This is a genomic window from Streptomyces sp. JLYT201, from assembly GCF_059448825.1.
In genome coordinates this window covers 8921216-8936638 of sequence record NZ_CM182551.1, presented here as the reverse complement: position 1 = coordinate 8936638, position 15423 = coordinate 8921216, and the positions used below count along the sequence as shown (strand labels likewise).

The window sequence follows — 15423 nt, the reverse complement described above, 5'->3', positions numbered from 1 at the left end:
ACGCTACCGCGCTCCCTTCCAGCCGTACGCGTACGCGGCGACCCAGGTGATCTCCAGCTGGGCGCTGCTGCCGGGGGCCGCCGGCGGGCCCTCCAGGGCGCTCTCGTTCTGGAGCACCCAGGACAGCGGGCGGTCCGGCACGTTCCGGGTGTCGCGGCCCACTTGGCGGCCGTCGACGAAGAAGCGGACCTGGCCGGGCGTCCACTCCGTCGACACGGTGTGCCACCGCGTCCAGTCGTCGGCCCCGTGGTACGTGCCCTGTTCACCGCCGCCGCAGGGGTGGTGGAAGGCGGTCAGGGAGCCCGTCCACTCGCCCTCGGGATGGTCCATCTCGCAGCCGCCGCCGTAGTGCAGCCACGCCGACTTGTACCCGGGGGCGGGCTTGGTCACCTTGATGCGGGCGCTGTACTTGCCGTACTTCATCTGCATCACGGCGCGCGGGACCACCGCCGCGGCGTGCACGGGCCCGCCGTCGGCGGGCCGCCACATCCGGATGCGCATGCGGCCGTCCCCGTCCGCGGCGGGGCCGACGCTCACGGTGTCCTCCGGGTGGTAGACCCCCGCCACGCTCCGGCCCCGCTGCCGCTCGTTGGCCGTGTCACGCCAACCGGTCGGGTACGCCCACCAGTTGTTCCGGTACGCGCCCCGCAGCCCGCCGCAATAGGCGGCCGAGGTGTCGACGTGGTGGGCGCAGTCGCTGAACGCGCCGAGCGGCACCCGGTCGCCGTTGAAGTCCTCCGCCAGGACCTGCCAGTACGGGCCGCAGTCGCCGCGCGGCATGGTGGCACCTGCCGTGCGGCAGGCGTCGGCGGACCGGGGCGCCCCGTCCGCGCGCGGGAGGCCGAGCAGTCCGGCCAGCAGGGCGACGCCCGCGGCCGCGAACAGCGCGGGCCTGCGGCGCCGGTGCGGTGCTGCGTGTGTCCCCATGACAGTGCGCTTCCTCCCGGGCACGGGATGCGGCTCCGGCGCGGTGGTGTCGGTGGTGCGCCGGGGAGAAGGGCATCTTCGCCGGACGGGAGGGAGAGCGCCATCCCCCGAGACGGCTCATTTCACGCCTTGTGCCGCCGCCCATTTCAGGTGCGGGATACACGCGTCACTCGGGTGCGGACACGGGTGCCGGGCCGCGACCGCGGCCAACTCGTGGTCGTCGGCGCCCCCATGCACCAGCTCTTCCACCACCGCGGGGGCACCCGGCGGACCCGCCTGCGAGACACCGTCCGGCGCGGCGGGCCGCTGCCCGTACGCAGGGCGTACAGCCGCCGTCGACACCGTCGGCGTAGCCCGGTCCCCGCGCCGCGCCCGGCCTCGTCCGCACCGGGCCACCGGTCCCCGGCCTCCCCCGCCGCCGTCCGCCGGTCCCGTCGACGGCGTACCCGTCGTGGTCGTCACCGCCGACGCGCGCCGCCTTCCTTCACGGTGTGTCCCCGCGCCAGTCCCACAGGTGCTGCGAACCGGCGCGCGGTCCGTACTCGGCGCGTCCGCCCGGACCGTACCGGCCGATCTCGGTGTCGAGCAGCGCGCCCTCGGCGAGCCGCCCCGCGGTCCATCCGGTGACGTCGAGGAGCAGGCCGTCGAGCGGGCCGCCGACGAGCTCGCGGTAGTCGTGGCCCGGCTGCGGGCCGGGGTCCGGTGCATCGTGGTCCGTGCCGTACACGCGGCGACGGCGTATCACCTCGTCCATGCCCCGAGCCTCGCATCCCGCACTGACAATCGCCCGGCCGGGGAGGCGAGGACCCGCACGCCGTGGCCGCCTGTGGGTCAGATCACGGTGACCTGCGGGACGCCCGCTCCTACGATGCGTGGCCAAGGCACCTATCCCCGCGCCCTCCCGCCCCGCCAAGGAGATGCATCCCGTGACCACCGGCGACGTCGCACGCGAGAGCTACTACGAGCGGACGGGCGAGGACCTCTACAAGCCCACCGCTCACGCGGGCGGCGCGTGGAGTGCCGGCGAACAGCACTTCAGCCCGCTCGCGGGGCTCATCGCGCACGCGATCGACCGGCACATCGCGCGGGACACGGCGGCCGCGGCGCGGCCCGCGCCGCCGGCCCTCGCGCGGATCAGCTACGACATCCTCGGCCGCATCGCCCTCGACGAGTGCCGGGTGACCGTGGAGACCGTGCGCCCCGGCCGGACCGTCGAACTCCTCGAAGCGACCGTGGTCATCGGCGACCGCCCGGTCGTCCGGGCCCGCGCCTGGCTCCTCGCGTCCCTGGACACCTCGGCCGTGGCCGACAGCCCGCACGACCGGATGCCCGCACCGGAGGCGCTCGCTCCGTGGGCGATGGAGGAGAAGTGGCACGGCGGCTACATCTCGTCCGTCGACGTCCGCCGGACGCCTCCGTCCCGCAGGGGCCGCGCGGCCGCCTGGGTGTCCTCGCGCCTCGACCTGGTCGCGGACGAGCCGAGCAGCACCCTGGCCGCGTACCTCGCGCTCGTGGACACGGCGAACGGGATCGCCGTGCAGCAGGACCCCGCCGCGTGGATGTTCCCGAACCTCGACCTGACGATCCATCTGCACCGGCAGCCGCGGGGGCCGTGGACCGGCCTGGACACGACCGTCACGTTCGGCCCGTCGGGGCAGGGGCTCACCAGCAGCGTCCTGCACGACCTCCACGGGCCCGTCGGCCACGCCGAGCAGATCCTCACCGTCCGCCCGCTGGCCGACGGCTGAGGAGACCACACACATCGGGTGGACCGGGCGCGGGCGCGGAACCTACACTCACGGCGCTGCGGGAACAACCGTGCCGGTACGGCGCGTCGGCTCCCGGAGCCACCCGTACCAGGGGCGCCCGACGCCGTGCGGCCGCCCCGTGCGCACAGAGGAGGAGGTGTCGCCGTGAAGCGGCGAACCTAGCCGCCCGCCCGGAAGGCCCGGGAGCCCGGGCGGCGGTTCCGATGGGAACACGATGTCCCGCACGGACAAGACCAAACCCCTCTGGGTGCGCCACGAGGAGCACCGCCCCCGGCCGGTCCACGACCACCGCCACGGCCCCTGCGACCTCCCGCCGCGACCCACGCGCGAGGACCCTGAGGGCGCGGACACCCGTTGCCGGTGGGAGCACCCCGGCGCGCTGCTGTTCGGCCACACCTGCTGCTCGGGGTGCGCCCGGCGCGGCTGCGTCACGGAGCGCCGGCGGGAGGCCAGGGCCGACCGCCGCAAGGAACGCCGCGCGGGCCGGCGCGAGGCCCGCCGCGCCGCCGGGGACGACACCGCCTGAGCACCGGGCCGTCCGCCCGCCGTGCCGGGCACGGTACGGCGGGCGGACGGCCCGGGCGGGGCCCGTGGACGCGGGCCCCGCCCGGGCCGTCCGCCGCACTCACCTATCGTGAACGCATGATCGATCTGCCCCTCTCCGCCCTCGAGGTCTCCATCGTCGAGGAAGGCGCCACGCCCGCCGACGCGCTGCGCAACTGTCAGTCCGTCGCCGGGGAGTTGGCGCGGCTCGGCTATCACCGGCTGTGGTTCGCCGAGCACCACCACTCCCCCGCCATCGGCGCGTTCCCGCCCGTGCTGCTCGCCGCGGACACCGCCGCGACCACCGCCGCGATGCGGGTCGGCTCGGGCGGCGTGCTCGCCCCCAACCACGCCCCGCTCACCGTCGCCGAGCAGTTCGCCACCCTCGCGGCGCTGCACCCGGGCCGGGTCGACCTCGGCATCGGCCGGGGCCCCGGCACCTTCCACGAGCCGACGGCCCGCGCGCTGCGCCGGGGCGCCGAGCCCGCCACCGACGCGGAGTACCGCGCGGACGTCGAGGCGATCCTCGGCTTCCTCGGCGAGGAGAACTTCGGCGAGCTGCCCGAGCCGTGGCTCCTCGCCTCCAGCGACGCCGGGGCCGAGCTCGCGGCGGACCTGGGGCTGCCGGTCGCCTTCGCCCACCACATCCGCCCCGACAACACCCTGCGGGCGCTGGAGCGTTACCGGTCCGGCTTCCGCCCGTCCCGCTGGAGCGCCGGGCCGCGGGTCCTCGTGTGCGTCGAGGCCGTGTGCGCCGACACCGAGGAGCGGGCCGCCGAGCTCGCGCGGCCCATGGACGTCATCAAGGCGGGGCTGCTCAACGGGCTCGCCGAGACGCCCTTCCCGACGCCCGCCGCCGCGGCCCGCCACGAGCTCGGCGAGCGGGACCGCGAGGCCGTGGCGGGGTTCGTCGCGCAGCAGGCCCGCGGCACCAAGGAGTCGATCGCCCCGCAGCTCACCCGGATCGCCGCGGCCACGGGCGCCGACGAGCTGATGCTGGTCACCCCGGTCTTCGACCCGGCCGCCCGGATCCGCTCCTTCGAGCTCATAGGAGAGCTGTGCACGCGTGGCGCGCGTCAGCCCGCCTGAGTACGCAGGCGGGCTGACGCGCTTGACCGGTGGCGGGACCCGGGGCGCCCGGGTCCCGTCACCGGAGTCGTCATCAGAAGTGGACCTCGACACAGGCGCGGCCGCGGGACTCCATGCGGTCGCCCACGTGCTCCCAGCCCTCGGCGCACAGCACGGCGCCGTTGGGCAGATCACGGTGGACGGGCACCGTGAACTTCTGGTGGTGGCCCCAGAAGCCGGTGGCGCTGTTCTGGTCGATGCCACCGCCCCAGATGTGGAAGTGCCCGGTGAAGTCACCGTTCCACGTGGTCGCCGCCTGCACCGTCTCCACACGCAGGCCGCTGCCGTCCACGCTGATGCAGGTCCGCTGGTTGCACCCCGAAGCCCCGGCGAACGCCGACGGCGCGGTGGCTGTCACAGCCACCCCCAGGCAGACGAACGTCGTCACCGTCCGTACCAGCCACCGCGCCTTCGCACCCATTCCGTTCACGTGCCACCTCTCTGGAGTCGTCAGCCATGTCGAAAAGGCGTGACGATCTTGGCAGTGACGGCGGGCCCGACCGGCGCTCCCGCGCGCCGGTCCACCCTGACGGGGGATCAGGGGCGCTCCGGGTGACTACTGCGGCACGTTGAGGACGAAGTCGAACTCGGCCTCCTTCGTGTTGCCGACGTCCCGTACGTTCATGAGCAGACGGGAGTCGAAGATGGGGTCGGTGTTGTTGCGGGGTTCGTTGGGGAAGTAGAGCTGGGTCGTGAGCACGGGGCGGCCGGGGGCCTGGAGCTTCACGTGGATGTGGCGGGTGCGCCCCGGGTACAGGCCGGGGAACACCGTGGTGAGGGTGAAGGCTCCCTGCGCGTTGGTGAACTGGTGCCCGCGGAACTTGAAGCCCCTGTTGTCGTACGCGCCCCTGCTGTCGGCCTGCCAGAAGTCGAGGAGCACGTTCCCGATCGGCTTGCACCTGCGGCCGAAGACATAGCCGGTGACGGTCAGGCGTATGCCCTGGGTGCCGGGCTCGATGAGGTTCGTCCGCAGCGGGGAGTTGGGCTTGAAGTACGGCCCCTCGGTCTGCGGCGGGGTCGGGTCGTCGCCGTCGTCACAGGGCGGGGTCAGCTCCAGGGGCGCGCTGGTGCCCGCCTTGGAGCGGGCGAGGGCGGGGGCCGCCCCCATCGCCACCGGTACCGCGATGCCCGCGGCCAGGGCCGCGCGCAGCACCGTCTTGCGGCTCGGGCCCGGGCGGGGGGTGTCCGCGGCGGTGCCGAAGCCTTCGCCGTCCCTGGGCTCGTCCGCGTCGTGCCCGTTCACGTGGGTCTCGCCGGCCATCGCTCCTCCTGGGGGTGGGGGGATCGGATCGGCTATGAAGCTATGCGGAGGACCGGGCCCGGGCGATGGACGGAAGTCGGTGGTCGTGGTGAATATCACCACCACCGCGGCGGAAGTCGCCGGGGCTCGTCCCGGTCTCGCGGCGGAAGAACCGGCAGAAGTAGGCGGGGTCGGTGAACCCCACCCGGTGCGCGACCTGCCGCACCGTCAGCTCGGTGCGGGCGAGGAGCCGCTTGGCCTCGTGGGCGCGGGCCTGCCGCAGGAGTTCGCCCGGGGTGCGGCCCATGGCCGTCTTCACCGCCTCGTTGAGGTAGCTCACGGAGACGCCCAGCCGGGTGGCGCATTCGCGCACCGACCACAGCGGCGTTTCGGCCATGTCCACGAGCGTGACGAAGTCGGCGGCGACGGAGGCGGGGCGGGCGGGCGCCGCCTGGCGGGCGGCCCGTTCGGGGGTGAGGAGCCGGGCGGCGCGTACGACGAGGACGTGCAGCAGCGCCTGCAACACGCTGGGGAAGTCCTCGGCCCCCGTCCGGTACTCGTGGTCGAGGTCGCCCACGAGGTGGTGCGCCCAGGCGGCCTCCGTGTCGGAGAGTTCGAGCCAGGAGCGGCGGCCGAGTCTGCGCAGGGTCTCCTGGTCCCCCGGGTTCTCCAGGAGGAAGTCGTCGGTGAACAGGATCAGACAGCCTTCGAGGTCCCGGACGCCGTCCCAGTAGTGCACCTGGCCCGGGGTGATGAAGCACAGGTGGGGCGGGCGCAGCGTGAACCGGGCCAGGTCGACGACGTGGCTGCCGGTGCCGCCGGTGACGTACACGATCTCGTGGAAGGTGTGCCGGTGCGGGAAGGAGGCGCGCGACATGGGGCCGATGGTGTCGAAGGTGCCGATCGCGAAGGGCAGTGCGTTCGGTCTCGGCACCTCGAGCCGGTGGATCGGCAGCCCTCCCCTCTCCGGTTCGCTGCCGTTCGCCCGCCCGCCGGGCAAGATGGTGGTCCCGCGCATGCGTACGCTCCTCACCCTGACGCGGCCCGTCGCGATCACACGACCCTTGTCAGGTCCAGACCAATCGATGGGTCCACGATGACACGCGGGACGGAGCGTCTCCCACGCATCTCAGGCCAATTTGCGGTTCAACGAGCTTGACTGCCGCGGCCACGGCCGTACCCCCGTACCGGTCGTGGCCGCAAGCAGCCGCCCGTGTCCGCGCGGTCGGCGCGACGGAATCAGTGCCGTCGCGGGGACCGCGCGGGGTCTCAGTGCCCCATGCCCGCGCCGCCGTCCACCGGGATGACGGCCCCGGTGATGTACGCGGCGTCCGGCGAGGCCACGAACGCCACGGCGGCCGCGACCTCCTCGGGGCGGGCGAGGCGGCCCAGCGGGATCTGCCGCACCAGGGCCTCGCGCTGCTCCTGGGTCAGGGCCTCGCTCATGGCGGTCTCGGTGAGCCCCGGCGCCACCACGTTCACCGTGATGGAGCGCGAGCCCAGCTCCCGGGCCAGGGAGCGGGCGAAGCCGACGAGGCCCGCCTTGGACGCGGCGTAGTTGGCCTGGCCCGCCTCGCCGCGCAGGCCCACGGCCGAGGAGATCACCACGATGCGGCCGCTGCGGGCGCGCAGCATGCCGCGGGTGGCCCGCTTCGCGACGCGGAAGACCCCGGTGAGGTTCGTGTCGAGGACGGAGGTGAAGTCCTCCTCCGTCATCCGCATGAGGAGCTTGTCGTTGGCCACGCCCGCGCAGGCCACCAGGACCTCGACAGGACCCTGCTCCTCCTCGACCCGCTGGAACGCCAGGTCGACCTGGTCGGCGTCCGTGACGTCGCAGCGCACCGCGAGCAGGCCCTCGGGGGGCTCGCCCGAACGGTAGGTGACGGCGACGCGGTCACCGGCGGCCTGCATCGCGCGGGCGATGGCCAGGCCGATGCCGCGGCTGCCGCCGGTGATCAGTACGGAGCGGGACACGGAGTACCTCTCTGGTCGTGGTGGGGGGACGTGCGGTGGGCGACGGCGTCACGTGGGGCGGACACCGGCCGCGGATCAGCCCGCGTGCCGGACCCGGGTCCGGGTGAGCAGGCCGCTCATGGAGGCCGCCGTGTCCATCACCGCATGGACACAGCGGGTGCGGGTGACCGCGCCGCGCAGCTGCCGCCGCGGTGCGACCAGGGCCACGGCCCCGGCGAGCACGGAGCCGCGCCACACGGGGGCGGCTATCGACTCCCACTCCGGGAGCGGCGAAGGGCCCACCGCGTGACCTTGCTCACGGATGCGGTCGAGCGGCACACCCGGCGACGAGGTGCCGTCGAGACAGGCCAGGATGGCCAGGCCCGCGGCATCGGCGTCCAGGGGCGCGCTCCACAGGCGCCGCAGCGCCGACCGGGGCGCCGCCTCCAGCGCCGCGGCGTGCGCACCGACCGCCCGGTCGATGCAGAACCGCAGTGCGGCGCCCACCAGCAACGGAGCGTACAGGAGCGATACTTGCCCGGTGCGTGACTGTAGAGTGACGAGTTCAGCACGCAACGCAGGCGAGGTCTGACCGACTTTAGTATCCGTGACCTCATCGACGAGGTGGGTGGATCGGTGCGGTGTCTCCGTCAGCGCGTAGTGGCCCCGAGGACCGCGCTGCTCGACGGCCCCTTCCCTGGCGAGGGCCCGCACATAGCGGTGGGCGGTGGGCGCGGGCAGCTCCGCGCGCGCGGCGACGACCGCCAACGGATGCGCTCCCGGGCCCAGTTCCCGCAGTGCGCGGAGCACGGCAAGCGTGCGGGCCACCGCACTGCCGGCGGGTTCCCGCACCGCCGTGGTGGCCACCGGTCGCAGCACCGCGCCGTCCTCCTCACTGGCACGGCTCGTCGCCACGCCCCGCCTGTTCAGGTCCTGACGCCATTCTCGTGGCAGGACCGGGAGGATCACCAGGCCGTGATTTTTCCGGTCCGCATTTTTCAGGAAGTTCAACTTCCGATGAAAATGTTTCCTACGGAACGGTGCGAGCGACCACCCCGCACAGCGCGGAGAAAGGTTGGAAATTGAACAACAAGGAGGCGCTGCAGCAATTGCTGCAGTTCAAGCGCAGCCAGATCAGCCCCACCGAGCTGGGCTCGCCGCGGCGCACCGGGCGCGGCCGGCGCTCGCACGGACTCTCGCAGGCCAGGGTGGCGCAGGAGCTGTTCGTCTCCGAGCGGACGTACGCGCTCCTGGAGCGCGGAGAGATGGCGCAGCCGTCGGCCGAGTTCCTCGACAACGTGGCCACGGTGCTGCGGATGGAAGAGCCCGAACGCACGGCGCTGTATGTCTACGCGCTCGGATATGAGCCGCCCTTCCCGATGGACCCGTTGGCGGGCACGCACGTGGGCCCCGCGTGGCTGACGGCGGTGAATCGGGTCAAGGGCCAGCCGTGTTACATCAACGACGTGGCCTGGAACGTCCTGGCGTGCAACGACGACTTCATCCGCATGTTCCCCCAGGTTCCCGGGACGACGCCCCAGCTGCCCGAGCGCAATCTGATGCGGTGGATGCTGCTGTGCGAGGCGGCACGGGAGTGTCACCTCGTCGACTGGGAGGAGAACTGGGCGGTCAAGGTGTCGGCCCAGCTGCGCACCGCGATCGCCGCGCACCCGCACAACAAGGACCTCCAGCAGATCGACGAGGAGGTCAACGACGACCCCGTCGCGGGTCCCATCTACCGTCGGCACGACGTGGCCTACGTCCACCCCGACGGGGACGCGCGCCCCATGCGGCACGCGGGCATAGCGTCGCTCGGCGTCGACCGGGGCGACGCCAGCCGGTGCTGCGCCCGGCACGAGCCGTCGGTCCTCGGCTCGGTGACGATGTGCACCGCCCAGCCGTTGAAGTCGCCCGGGTCCCGCTTCTTCTTCCTGGTCTTCGCGCCCACGCTGCCGGGTGAGAATGCATGACCATGGAATCCGATCCGCGCCTCGTCCCCCTGGCCACCGGCGTCCACGTGTGGTCGCCCGACGCGGCCGGCGCCTGGGGGCTCGCCAACTGCGGCCTGCTCACGGCCGCCGGAGAAGCGGCCCTGGTGGACACGCCGTACACCCTGGACCGCACCGACGACTTCCTCGCCGCGGCGCGCGAGGCCACCGGGCCGGGCACCCGGATCTCCACCGTGTTCACCACGCACGGCAACGGCGACCACGGCTGGGGCAACCAGCGGGTGACCGGCGCGGAGATCGTCTCCACCCGGCGCACCCTGGAGCACCAGTGCTTCGAGCCGACGCCCGAGCAGCTGCGCTTCCTGGTGGAGGACACGGATCCGGGCGAGCCGCTCGGCTGGTACTTCCGGCGCCACTTCGGCCGGTTCGACTTCCGGGGCATCACCGTCCAGGAGCCCACGCGGACCTTCGAGGGGCGCCTCGACCTCCGCGTCGGTGACATGCCGGTGGAGCTGCACGACGTGGGCCCGGCGCACACCGTCGGCGACATGGTCGTGCACCTGCCCGAGGAGCGCATCGTCTTCGCCGGTGACGTGGTGTTCGCCGGTGACCACGCGTGCCACTGGGCCGGTCCGCTGGAGCGGGTCGTCCTGGCCTGTGAGCGCGTGCTCGGCTGGAACCCCGAGCTCGTCGTCCCGGGCCACGGTCCGGTACTCGACCAGGAAGGCCTGCGGGGGCACGTCGCCTATCTGCGGGACCTGGCCGAGCAGGCGCGGTCCCTGCACGCGCGCGGCCTCACGCCGACCGAGGCCGCGCGGCACCTCATCGCGGAGGACCGCTATCCGGATCTGCATCTGCCCGAGCGCCTGGTGATCACCCTGGCCTCGGAGTTCCGGCATCTGGACCGGGCCGACGCGGAGCCCGACATCCTGGCCCTGATGACCGACTGCTCACGGATCGCCTGGCAGCGGCACAGCGGCGAGCAGGCCCTGTCCGCCGCCCCGGCGGGCTGACGTCGTACGGCGGCGGACGCGCCGCGGGAGGGCCCCTGGATTCCGGCTGCCGGAATCCAGGGGCCCTCCCTTTCGCCACGTGAAACGCGCGGGTCTCCGGCGGGGCCGGAGTGTTGCGCGGCGGCGCGATGCGGGATGGGGTGAGCCTGTCGGCAGGCCGCTACAGGTTCCAGCGGGCGCCGACCGGCACACCGGGCAACGGTTCTCCCCCACGTTCGGTGTGCGCAGGGGCGGCGGGACGCCGTCGGCCCTGCGTGAGAATGCCGTCGCCGATCCCCCGGCGGCGGCATTCGTGCGTACCGGCACGTGCCCGTCCCCCTCTCCCGCGGGAGAGGGGGACGGGCTGTCAGGCCGCGCGCTGGTTCACCGGCCCGTCGCGGGCCGCACCACTGACCGGAGTGCCGGGCGCCGCCCCGACCCCCGGGGGTCGGGTGCGGTGCGCTCCAGGTGTCGGATTCGATGGCGGGACAGGATCCGGTCGGCTCGGGCCTCTCCCTGGCACGGGGTGGCACCCCCGTGCGCGCCGCTCAACAGGCGGCCGTGCGACGGTGGCTCACACCTCGACTTCGAGGCAGACCAGTCGCTTCTCCCTGCGGGCGGTCAGTGCGGCCTCCCACATGGGTTTGACGAACGGCGAGACCAGCGACGCGTCGACGCGCTGGGGCGGGGCGAAGCGGTAGCAGACGTCCCCGTCCTCGCACGGGGTGAGGGCGCGCCGTTGTTCGGCGTCCACCTCGCCCGCGTCGAAGATGTAGCAGACACGGGGCATGGGACCGCCGGAGTCGACCCAGGCGACCACGAGCAGGTCCCCCATCGTCACGTCCAGGCCCAGCTCCGCGCGGATCTCACGAGCGCACGCGGCGCTCGGATCCTCCCCTCCCTCGACATGCCCCCCGGGCAGATTCCAGTACGCCGTGTAGAGCGGCTTCACCATCAGCACATCACCGTGCTCATCGGTGATGATGGCCCCGGCCGATGCGGCCAGGGTCGTAGCAGTAGCATCCATGGCATCTTCCTGAATTAGCCCCGTCATGATCTGAGCACCGGCTCATCAGGAACGGGCAGCTCGGCGAGCGGAGTCCCCAACTCCCCCCGACGGGTACGCGCACAGTCGTCGCGTGCACCCCCCGGCAGCGGCTCGGCTCTCCGGGCCAAGGCGCCCCCGCGCCCCGGAGGGAACCATGACCGCGGCCGTATCCAAGGCCGTACTGCCAAGGAGCGCGCCGGCGGTAAGCGGTGTCGCCACCAGTCCATCGCTCCTCCCCTGCACCGCCGCGGTCCGGTTCGGGCCGCGACAGCCCCTGGCATCACCTGATAGAACGCTCGTTCCATTCGCAGGGGCCAACCAGTCCCCGGGGATCGACTCCGCGGCGCCGGGCGGGCAACCCGTGGCCACCGCGGGGCGGCATCGCTGCCTTCCGGGGCATGAGCAGGACCGTCGGCCGCTCGCCGAGCACTCCCGCCCCCACGGGAGAAGTCACGACAACGACCATACGGACGAATGGAACATCCGGGCAGGTTTCCTTCCCCGTCAGAGCCAACCTGCCCCCGGCTCTGGCGTAGACAGATCCTGATGCACTATCACAGGCGGTGTCAACGATTGAGAACGACGCATGTCATGGCGCCGGCGACTGCGGCAAGTCGGTACAGAGCACCGCACAGTGTTCGGTGCGGAGCACCGCACGGTGTACGGTGCCGCACGGCAACGCGCGTAGCGTCCCGCCCGGCGAACTCCGCCCCGGCCCGGGCGAGCCCGTCGCATGGACCCGGGCGAGCCCGTCGAGTGGACCTACACGGATCCGTCGTCCGGGCCGACGCCCTCGCCGGGCTTCCGCTCCTGAACCGCCCTGACCAGTTCGTCCAGGGCGGGCAGCAGGTCCCGCAGCGTGTCGATCTGCGCCCCGTCCGCGGTGCTGCGCAGGGCGACCGAGCGGGCACCGAGCTCCTGGAGCACCGCGTGCGTCGCCAGCTTGGGCAGGTCCTCGTGCACCATGCGCCTTAAGTAGGCGACCAGGGCGGCGCCTTCGGTGCGGGAGCAGAAGCCCTCCGGGACCTGGAAGAACAGTTCGAGGCGGGCGGCGTGGTCGTGGTTCGCGCCGCGCTCGCCGTTCAGGAGGTTGGACACGTGCTGGGCGGAGATGCCGGTCGCGCGCGAGATCTCCCTGAGGCCGTACGGCTCCTTGCCCGCCGGGGTCTCCTTGAGCCGGGTGCGCTGGAGGAACCGCAGCCGCTGCTGGAAGAGCGCCTTGCGGAACGTCTCGCGCGCGTACTTCTCGCGCGGCTCGTCCTCGGGGGGCTCGCCGTTCAACAGGGCCCGCACCCGCTCGGGTTCGATCCCCGTGGCGCGGGAGATGAGCGTGAGGTCCAGCAGCCGCCCGCGCGTGGTCCCCAGGCGCGCGGCATAGGCGTCGACGTCATCGAGGAGACGGGCGATCACGTGTCCGGGCGCCGCTTGGTGGTCGGCTGCGTTCACCTGAAGGTCTCCATGGGCCACGGAACTCGTTGGGCGCCCTGAGAGTATCCGTCCGAACCATCCCCGGCCAGCACTGTCTTCAATTGTTGACACCATAACCGGCCGTAAAGCGTTCGACTTTCGGTCAAAACTGGCGGTCGAGCGGCAGCGGCTTCCGTTTCATGCTCTCCGCCGTGTCCTGCCGGCCGTACAAACGGGCGCCCGGCACGCGTCGCCGCGCGGCCGATACCCACCAGCGCACTCGCTACTCAACTCACCTGCGCACCAAGGGAAAACACCACACTCGCACGGTCACAACGCGAGCCGACGCCGCCGTACGAATTCAGCCTGATAATGTCCCAGCGCAGGTCAGCGGGCACACGTCTGTCACAGGGGCGGAACGGGGAGTGTGAAGGGCCGATGAGAACCGCCAGTGCACGGGCGCCGCGCCCGGGTCTCGCGACGCACTCACGAAGAACCGTGCCGGGGCCGGGAACCGGCGCCGTGCCGCTCCCCTCACGGCCGACCCGGGAGAGCTGACCCGTGCTGTTCGCGGGCGCCTCCGCATCCTGGCGCCACACCGGCGAGGCCCGCGTCACCGACGCCCCGGCCCGCATCCTCGACGCCGTCCGCAGGCGCCGCGCCTGGGGCCGCGCACGGCGGCGGGCCGTCCGCATCATCCACGACGACCTCGGACTGCGGCCCGGCCAGGGCCTGCAGGAGCTCCTTCAGGCCGTCGTCCGGCGGCGCCGCAGACCCCTCACCGTCCTGCGGGTGCCCCTGCCCCCGCACGTCAGCGGCTTCTGCGTGCGCGGCGACGTGGAGGACACCATCGTCGTCACCGCCCACACCAGTGAGCGGCAAGGGCTGCACGTCCTGCTCCACGAGCTCTACCACCTGCTGTGCGGCCGGCCACCCGCCCCGAGCCCGTACGCCGTCGCGGCCTGCGACCCGCCCGATCTGGGCGCCGTGAGCGCGCAGATGCCCTCCCTGCCTCCCGCCGTGGTCGAGGAGGTGCTCCTCCGGCCCGCCCGGCCGCGCGCCGGGGCCCCGGCGCGCGCGGACGCCGCGGTGCCCGCGGAGCAGGGGGAGGACGAGGAGTGGGCCGCCGAAGTCTTCGCCACCGTGGGCCTGTTGATGCTCTGCCTCGACCCCGCGGTCAGCTACACCGGCGCCCTGACCTCGTCCTTCGCCCACCGGCGCGCCGACGTCTGATGTGGCACGCGCTGCTGGCCTCGGTCAGCCTCACCGTCGCCGCCGTCAGCCTGGCCCTCGGCACCGTCAAGGCGCTCGCGGCCCGGCGCGAACCGGCCCTGGTCCTCAAGCTCACCGCGTCGTCCCTGTTCCATTCGGCGGTGCTCTTCCTGCTCGTCACGCCCGCCGTCTACCACGCGGTCGGCGAGCTCACCGGCGTGCCCCATCTGGCCGCCCTGCTCATCGACTGCGCGGCCCTGCTGCGCGTCGGCCACGCCCATCTCCTGGCGCACCTGTGGCATCCGCCGGACCATGGCGGCGTACCGCTGCGGCGCACGGTGCGGGCCTGGGCGCCGCTGTACGGCGGCACGCTCGTCGTCCTCGCGGCCCTGTTCGCCCTGACGGACTTCGACGGGCCCGCCCGCCCCTTGCTGTTAGCCACCGACCACGCGCGCGTGCCCCAGATCGTGGCACTGCACGTGCTGTACTTCCTCGCCCTGTCGACGGCCGTGACCGCCACCGTGCTCAAGTGCCGCTCACTGCTGGCCCTCGCCGCCCCCGGGCTCACGCCCGAACTCGACCGGTCCGTACGGGGCTTCGCGGTGGCCGTCGCCCTGGACCTGGTGCACGCCGTCTGTCTCCTCGTGGCCATGGCGGGCGCCGCGCACGGCCGCGGTCTCGACGCGCTCGCCGAGGGCGCCTGGCTGACCACGGCGGCCAGCGCGCTCGTCGCCACCCACAGCCTCGTACGCCTCTCGGTGCACGCCCGCCGCCAGGAGCGGCGCGACTACTTCGCGCTGCGGCCGCTGTGGCAGACCGTGGTGTGCGGCGATCCCCGTCTCGTGCTCACCCCCGGCCTCGCGTGGGACCGCTGGGACACGCGCATCGCCCTGTCCCGCAGGCTCGTCGAGATCCGGGACGGCGCCCGCGGCCTCCGGCCGTGGATGACCGCGGCGCCCGCCCACGCCGTGGCCCAGCTGGCCCGCGGGGGCGCCCACCCCGGCGTCGACGTCGTCGCGGCGCAGGCGGCCGCCACGCTCCTGCACGCCGCCGGGCGGCGCGGCGCGGGCAGGCCGCCCGCCCCGGCCGACTCCGGCTTCCCCGGGCTGCCGGGCGAGGACGTCCCGGCCGCCGGGGAGCGCGCCCATCTCGTCCTGGTCGCCCGGTACCTCGACCATCCGATCGTCCAGGAGGCCCTGACGCTGCCGTGCCGTCGGCCCCGGGCGATGTGCGAGAGCGGGCACGCGTAGACGGC

General features: G+C 73.3%; 15 protein-coding genes and 1 pseudogene. 7 read left to right on the top strand and 9 right to left on the bottom strand.

Features of this window, described 5'->3' with window-relative positions; genetic code table 11:
* Positions 1 to 3: 3 nt before the first annotated feature.
* A complete protein-coding gene (locus AC5WAM_RS38040) occupies positions 4 to 927 on the bottom strand; it encodes a glycoside hydrolase family 16 protein (protein ID WP_366792436.1) in 924 nt (307 codons plus the stop codon).
* A gap of 484 nt (positions 928 to 1411) precedes the next feature.
* A complete protein-coding gene (locus AC5WAM_RS38035) occupies positions 1412 to 1681 on the bottom strand; it encodes a hypothetical protein (RefSeq protein WP_366792435.1) in 270 nt (89 codons plus the stop codon).
* 172 nt (positions 1682 to 1853) lie between these two features.
* Here AC5WAM_RS38035 and AC5WAM_RS38030 point away from each other — a divergent pair, with 172 nt between their 5' ends.
* From AC5WAM_RS38030 to AC5WAM_RS38020, 3 genes are all read left to right on the top strand, one after another.
* Entirely contained in the window at positions 1854 to 2675 is an 822-nt protein-coding gene (locus AC5WAM_RS38030; RefSeq protein ID WP_495520401.1) for a thioesterase family protein, read from the top strand.
* 235 nt (positions 2676 to 2910) lie between these two features.
* Positions 2911 to 3222, top strand: coding sequence for a hypothetical protein (locus AC5WAM_RS38025; protein WP_495520400.1), 312 nt, complete (start codon positions 2911 to 2913; stop codon positions 3220 to 3222).
* Positions 3223 to 3338: 116 nt separating this feature from the next.
* Positions 3339 to 4328: an MsnO8 family LLM class oxidoreductase gene (locus AC5WAM_RS38020; protein ID WP_495520399.1), complete on the top strand. Its 990-nt coding sequence runs from the start codon at positions 3339 to 3341 to the stop codon at positions 4326 to 4328.
* A 73-nt stretch (positions 4329 to 4401) separates the two neighbouring features.
* Here the strand turns inward: AC5WAM_RS38020 and AC5WAM_RS38015 are convergent, their stop codons facing one another.
* From AC5WAM_RS38015 to AC5WAM_RS37995, 5 genes and pseudogenes are all read right to left on the bottom strand, one after another.
* Positions 4402 to 4797 (bottom strand): hypothetical protein, encoded by a 396-nt coding sequence (locus tag AC5WAM_RS38015; RefSeq protein ID WP_495520398.1) that lies wholly within the window; start codon positions 4795 to 4797, stop codon positions 4402 to 4404.
* 129 nt (positions 4798 to 4926) lie between these two features.
* Positions 4927 to 5475: pseudogene (locus AC5WAM_RS38010) on the bottom strand (dioxygenase family protein); the annotation flags it as partial.
* 193 nt (positions 5476 to 5668) lie between these two features.
* Entirely contained in the window at positions 5669 to 6625 is a 957-nt protein-coding gene (locus tag AC5WAM_RS38005) for a helix-turn-helix transcriptional regulator (RefSeq protein ID WP_495520397.1), read from the bottom strand.
* A 251-nt stretch (positions 6626 to 6876) separates the two neighbouring features.
* Positions 6877 to 7581: a 3-oxoacyl-ACP reductase FabG gene (fabG, locus tag AC5WAM_RS38000; protein ID WP_495520396.1), complete on the bottom strand. Its 705-nt coding sequence runs from the start codon at positions 7579 to 7581 to the stop codon at positions 6877 to 6879.
* Positions 7582 to 7656: 75 nt separating this feature from the next.
* A complete protein-coding gene (locus tag AC5WAM_RS37995) occupies positions 7657 to 8475 on the bottom strand; it encodes a helix-turn-helix domain-containing protein (RefSeq protein WP_366792835.1) in 819 nt (272 codons plus the stop codon).
* A gap of 167 nt (positions 8476 to 8642) precedes the next feature.
* Here AC5WAM_RS37995 and AC5WAM_RS37990 point away from each other — a divergent pair, with 167 nt between their 5' ends.
* On the top strand, positions 8643 to 9530 hold the full coding sequence (locus tag AC5WAM_RS37990; RefSeq protein WP_172381980.1) for a helix-turn-helix domain-containing protein: 888 nt from the start codon (positions 8643 to 8645) through the stop codon (positions 9528 to 9530).
* Positions 9527 to 10522 (top strand): MBL fold metallo-hydrolase, encoded by a 996-nt coding sequence (locus AC5WAM_RS37985; protein ID WP_366792834.1) that lies wholly within the window; start codon positions 9527 to 9529, stop codon positions 10520 to 10522. Before AC5WAM_RS37990 ends, AC5WAM_RS37985 begins: the two co-directional genes overlap by 4 nt.
* Positions 10523 to 11075: 553 nt before the next feature.
* On the opposite strand, the gene AC5WAM_RS37980 is transcribed toward AC5WAM_RS37985, so the two are convergent.
* Positions 11076 to 11528, bottom strand: a complete 453-nt coding sequence (locus AC5WAM_RS37980; protein WP_171075630.1) for an NUDIX domain-containing protein — start codon at positions 11526 to 11528, stop codon at positions 11076 to 11078.
* 783 nt (positions 11529 to 12311) lie between these two features.
* Positions 12312 to 12995: a helix-turn-helix transcriptional regulator gene (locus AC5WAM_RS37975; protein ID WP_495520395.1), complete on the bottom strand. Its 684-nt coding sequence runs from the start codon at positions 12993 to 12995 to the stop codon at positions 12312 to 12314.
* Between the two features lie 522 nt (positions 12996 to 13517).
* Here AC5WAM_RS37975 and AC5WAM_RS37970 point away from each other — a divergent pair.
* Entirely contained in the window at positions 13518 to 14189 is a 672-nt protein-coding gene (locus tag AC5WAM_RS37970) for a hypothetical protein (RefSeq protein ID WP_495520394.1), read from the top strand.
* Positions 14189 to 15418: an MAB_1171c family putative transporter gene (locus tag AC5WAM_RS37965; RefSeq protein WP_495520393.1), complete on the top strand. Its 1230-nt coding sequence runs from the start codon at positions 14189 to 14191 to the stop codon at positions 15416 to 15418. The genes AC5WAM_RS37970 and AC5WAM_RS37965 overlap by 1 nt, the downstream gene beginning before the upstream one ends.
* The last annotated feature ends 5 nt before the right edge of the window (positions 15419 to 15423 follow it).

Excerpts from the sequence above, each read along its gene's own strand:
- AC5WAM_RS38040 (WP_366792436.1), bottom strand. The coding sequence starts at position 927 with ATGGGGACACACGCAGCACCGCACCGGCGCCGCAGGCCCGCGCTGTTC.
- AC5WAM_RS38035 (WP_366792435.1), bottom strand. The coding sequence starts at position 1,681 with ATGGACGAGGTGATACGCCGTCGCCGCGTGTACGGCACGGACCACGAT.
- AC5WAM_RS38025 (WP_495520400.1), top strand. The coding sequence starts at position 2,911 with ATGTCCCGCACGGACAAGACCAAACCCCTCTGGGTGCGCCACGAGGAG.
- AC5WAM_RS38020 (WP_495520399.1), top strand. The coding sequence starts at position 3,339 with ATGATCGATCTGCCCCTCTCCGCCCTCGAGGTCTCCATCGTCGAGGAA.
- AC5WAM_RS38005 (WP_495520397.1), bottom strand. The coding sequence starts at position 6,625 with ATGCGCGGGACCACCATCTTGCCCGGCGGGCGGGCGAACGGCAGCGAA.
- AC5WAM_RS37985 (WP_366792834.1), top strand. The coding sequence starts at position 9,527 with ATGACCATGGAATCCGATCCGCGCCTCGTCCCCCTGGCCACCGGCGTC.
- AC5WAM_RS37980 (WP_171075630.1), bottom strand. The coding sequence starts at position 11,528 with ATGGATGCTACTGCTACGACCCTGGCCGCATCGGCCGGGGCCATCATC.
- AC5WAM_RS37965 (WP_495520393.1), top strand. The coding sequence starts at position 14,189 with ATGTGGCACGCGCTGCTGGCCTCGGTCAGCCTCACCGTCGCCGCCGTC.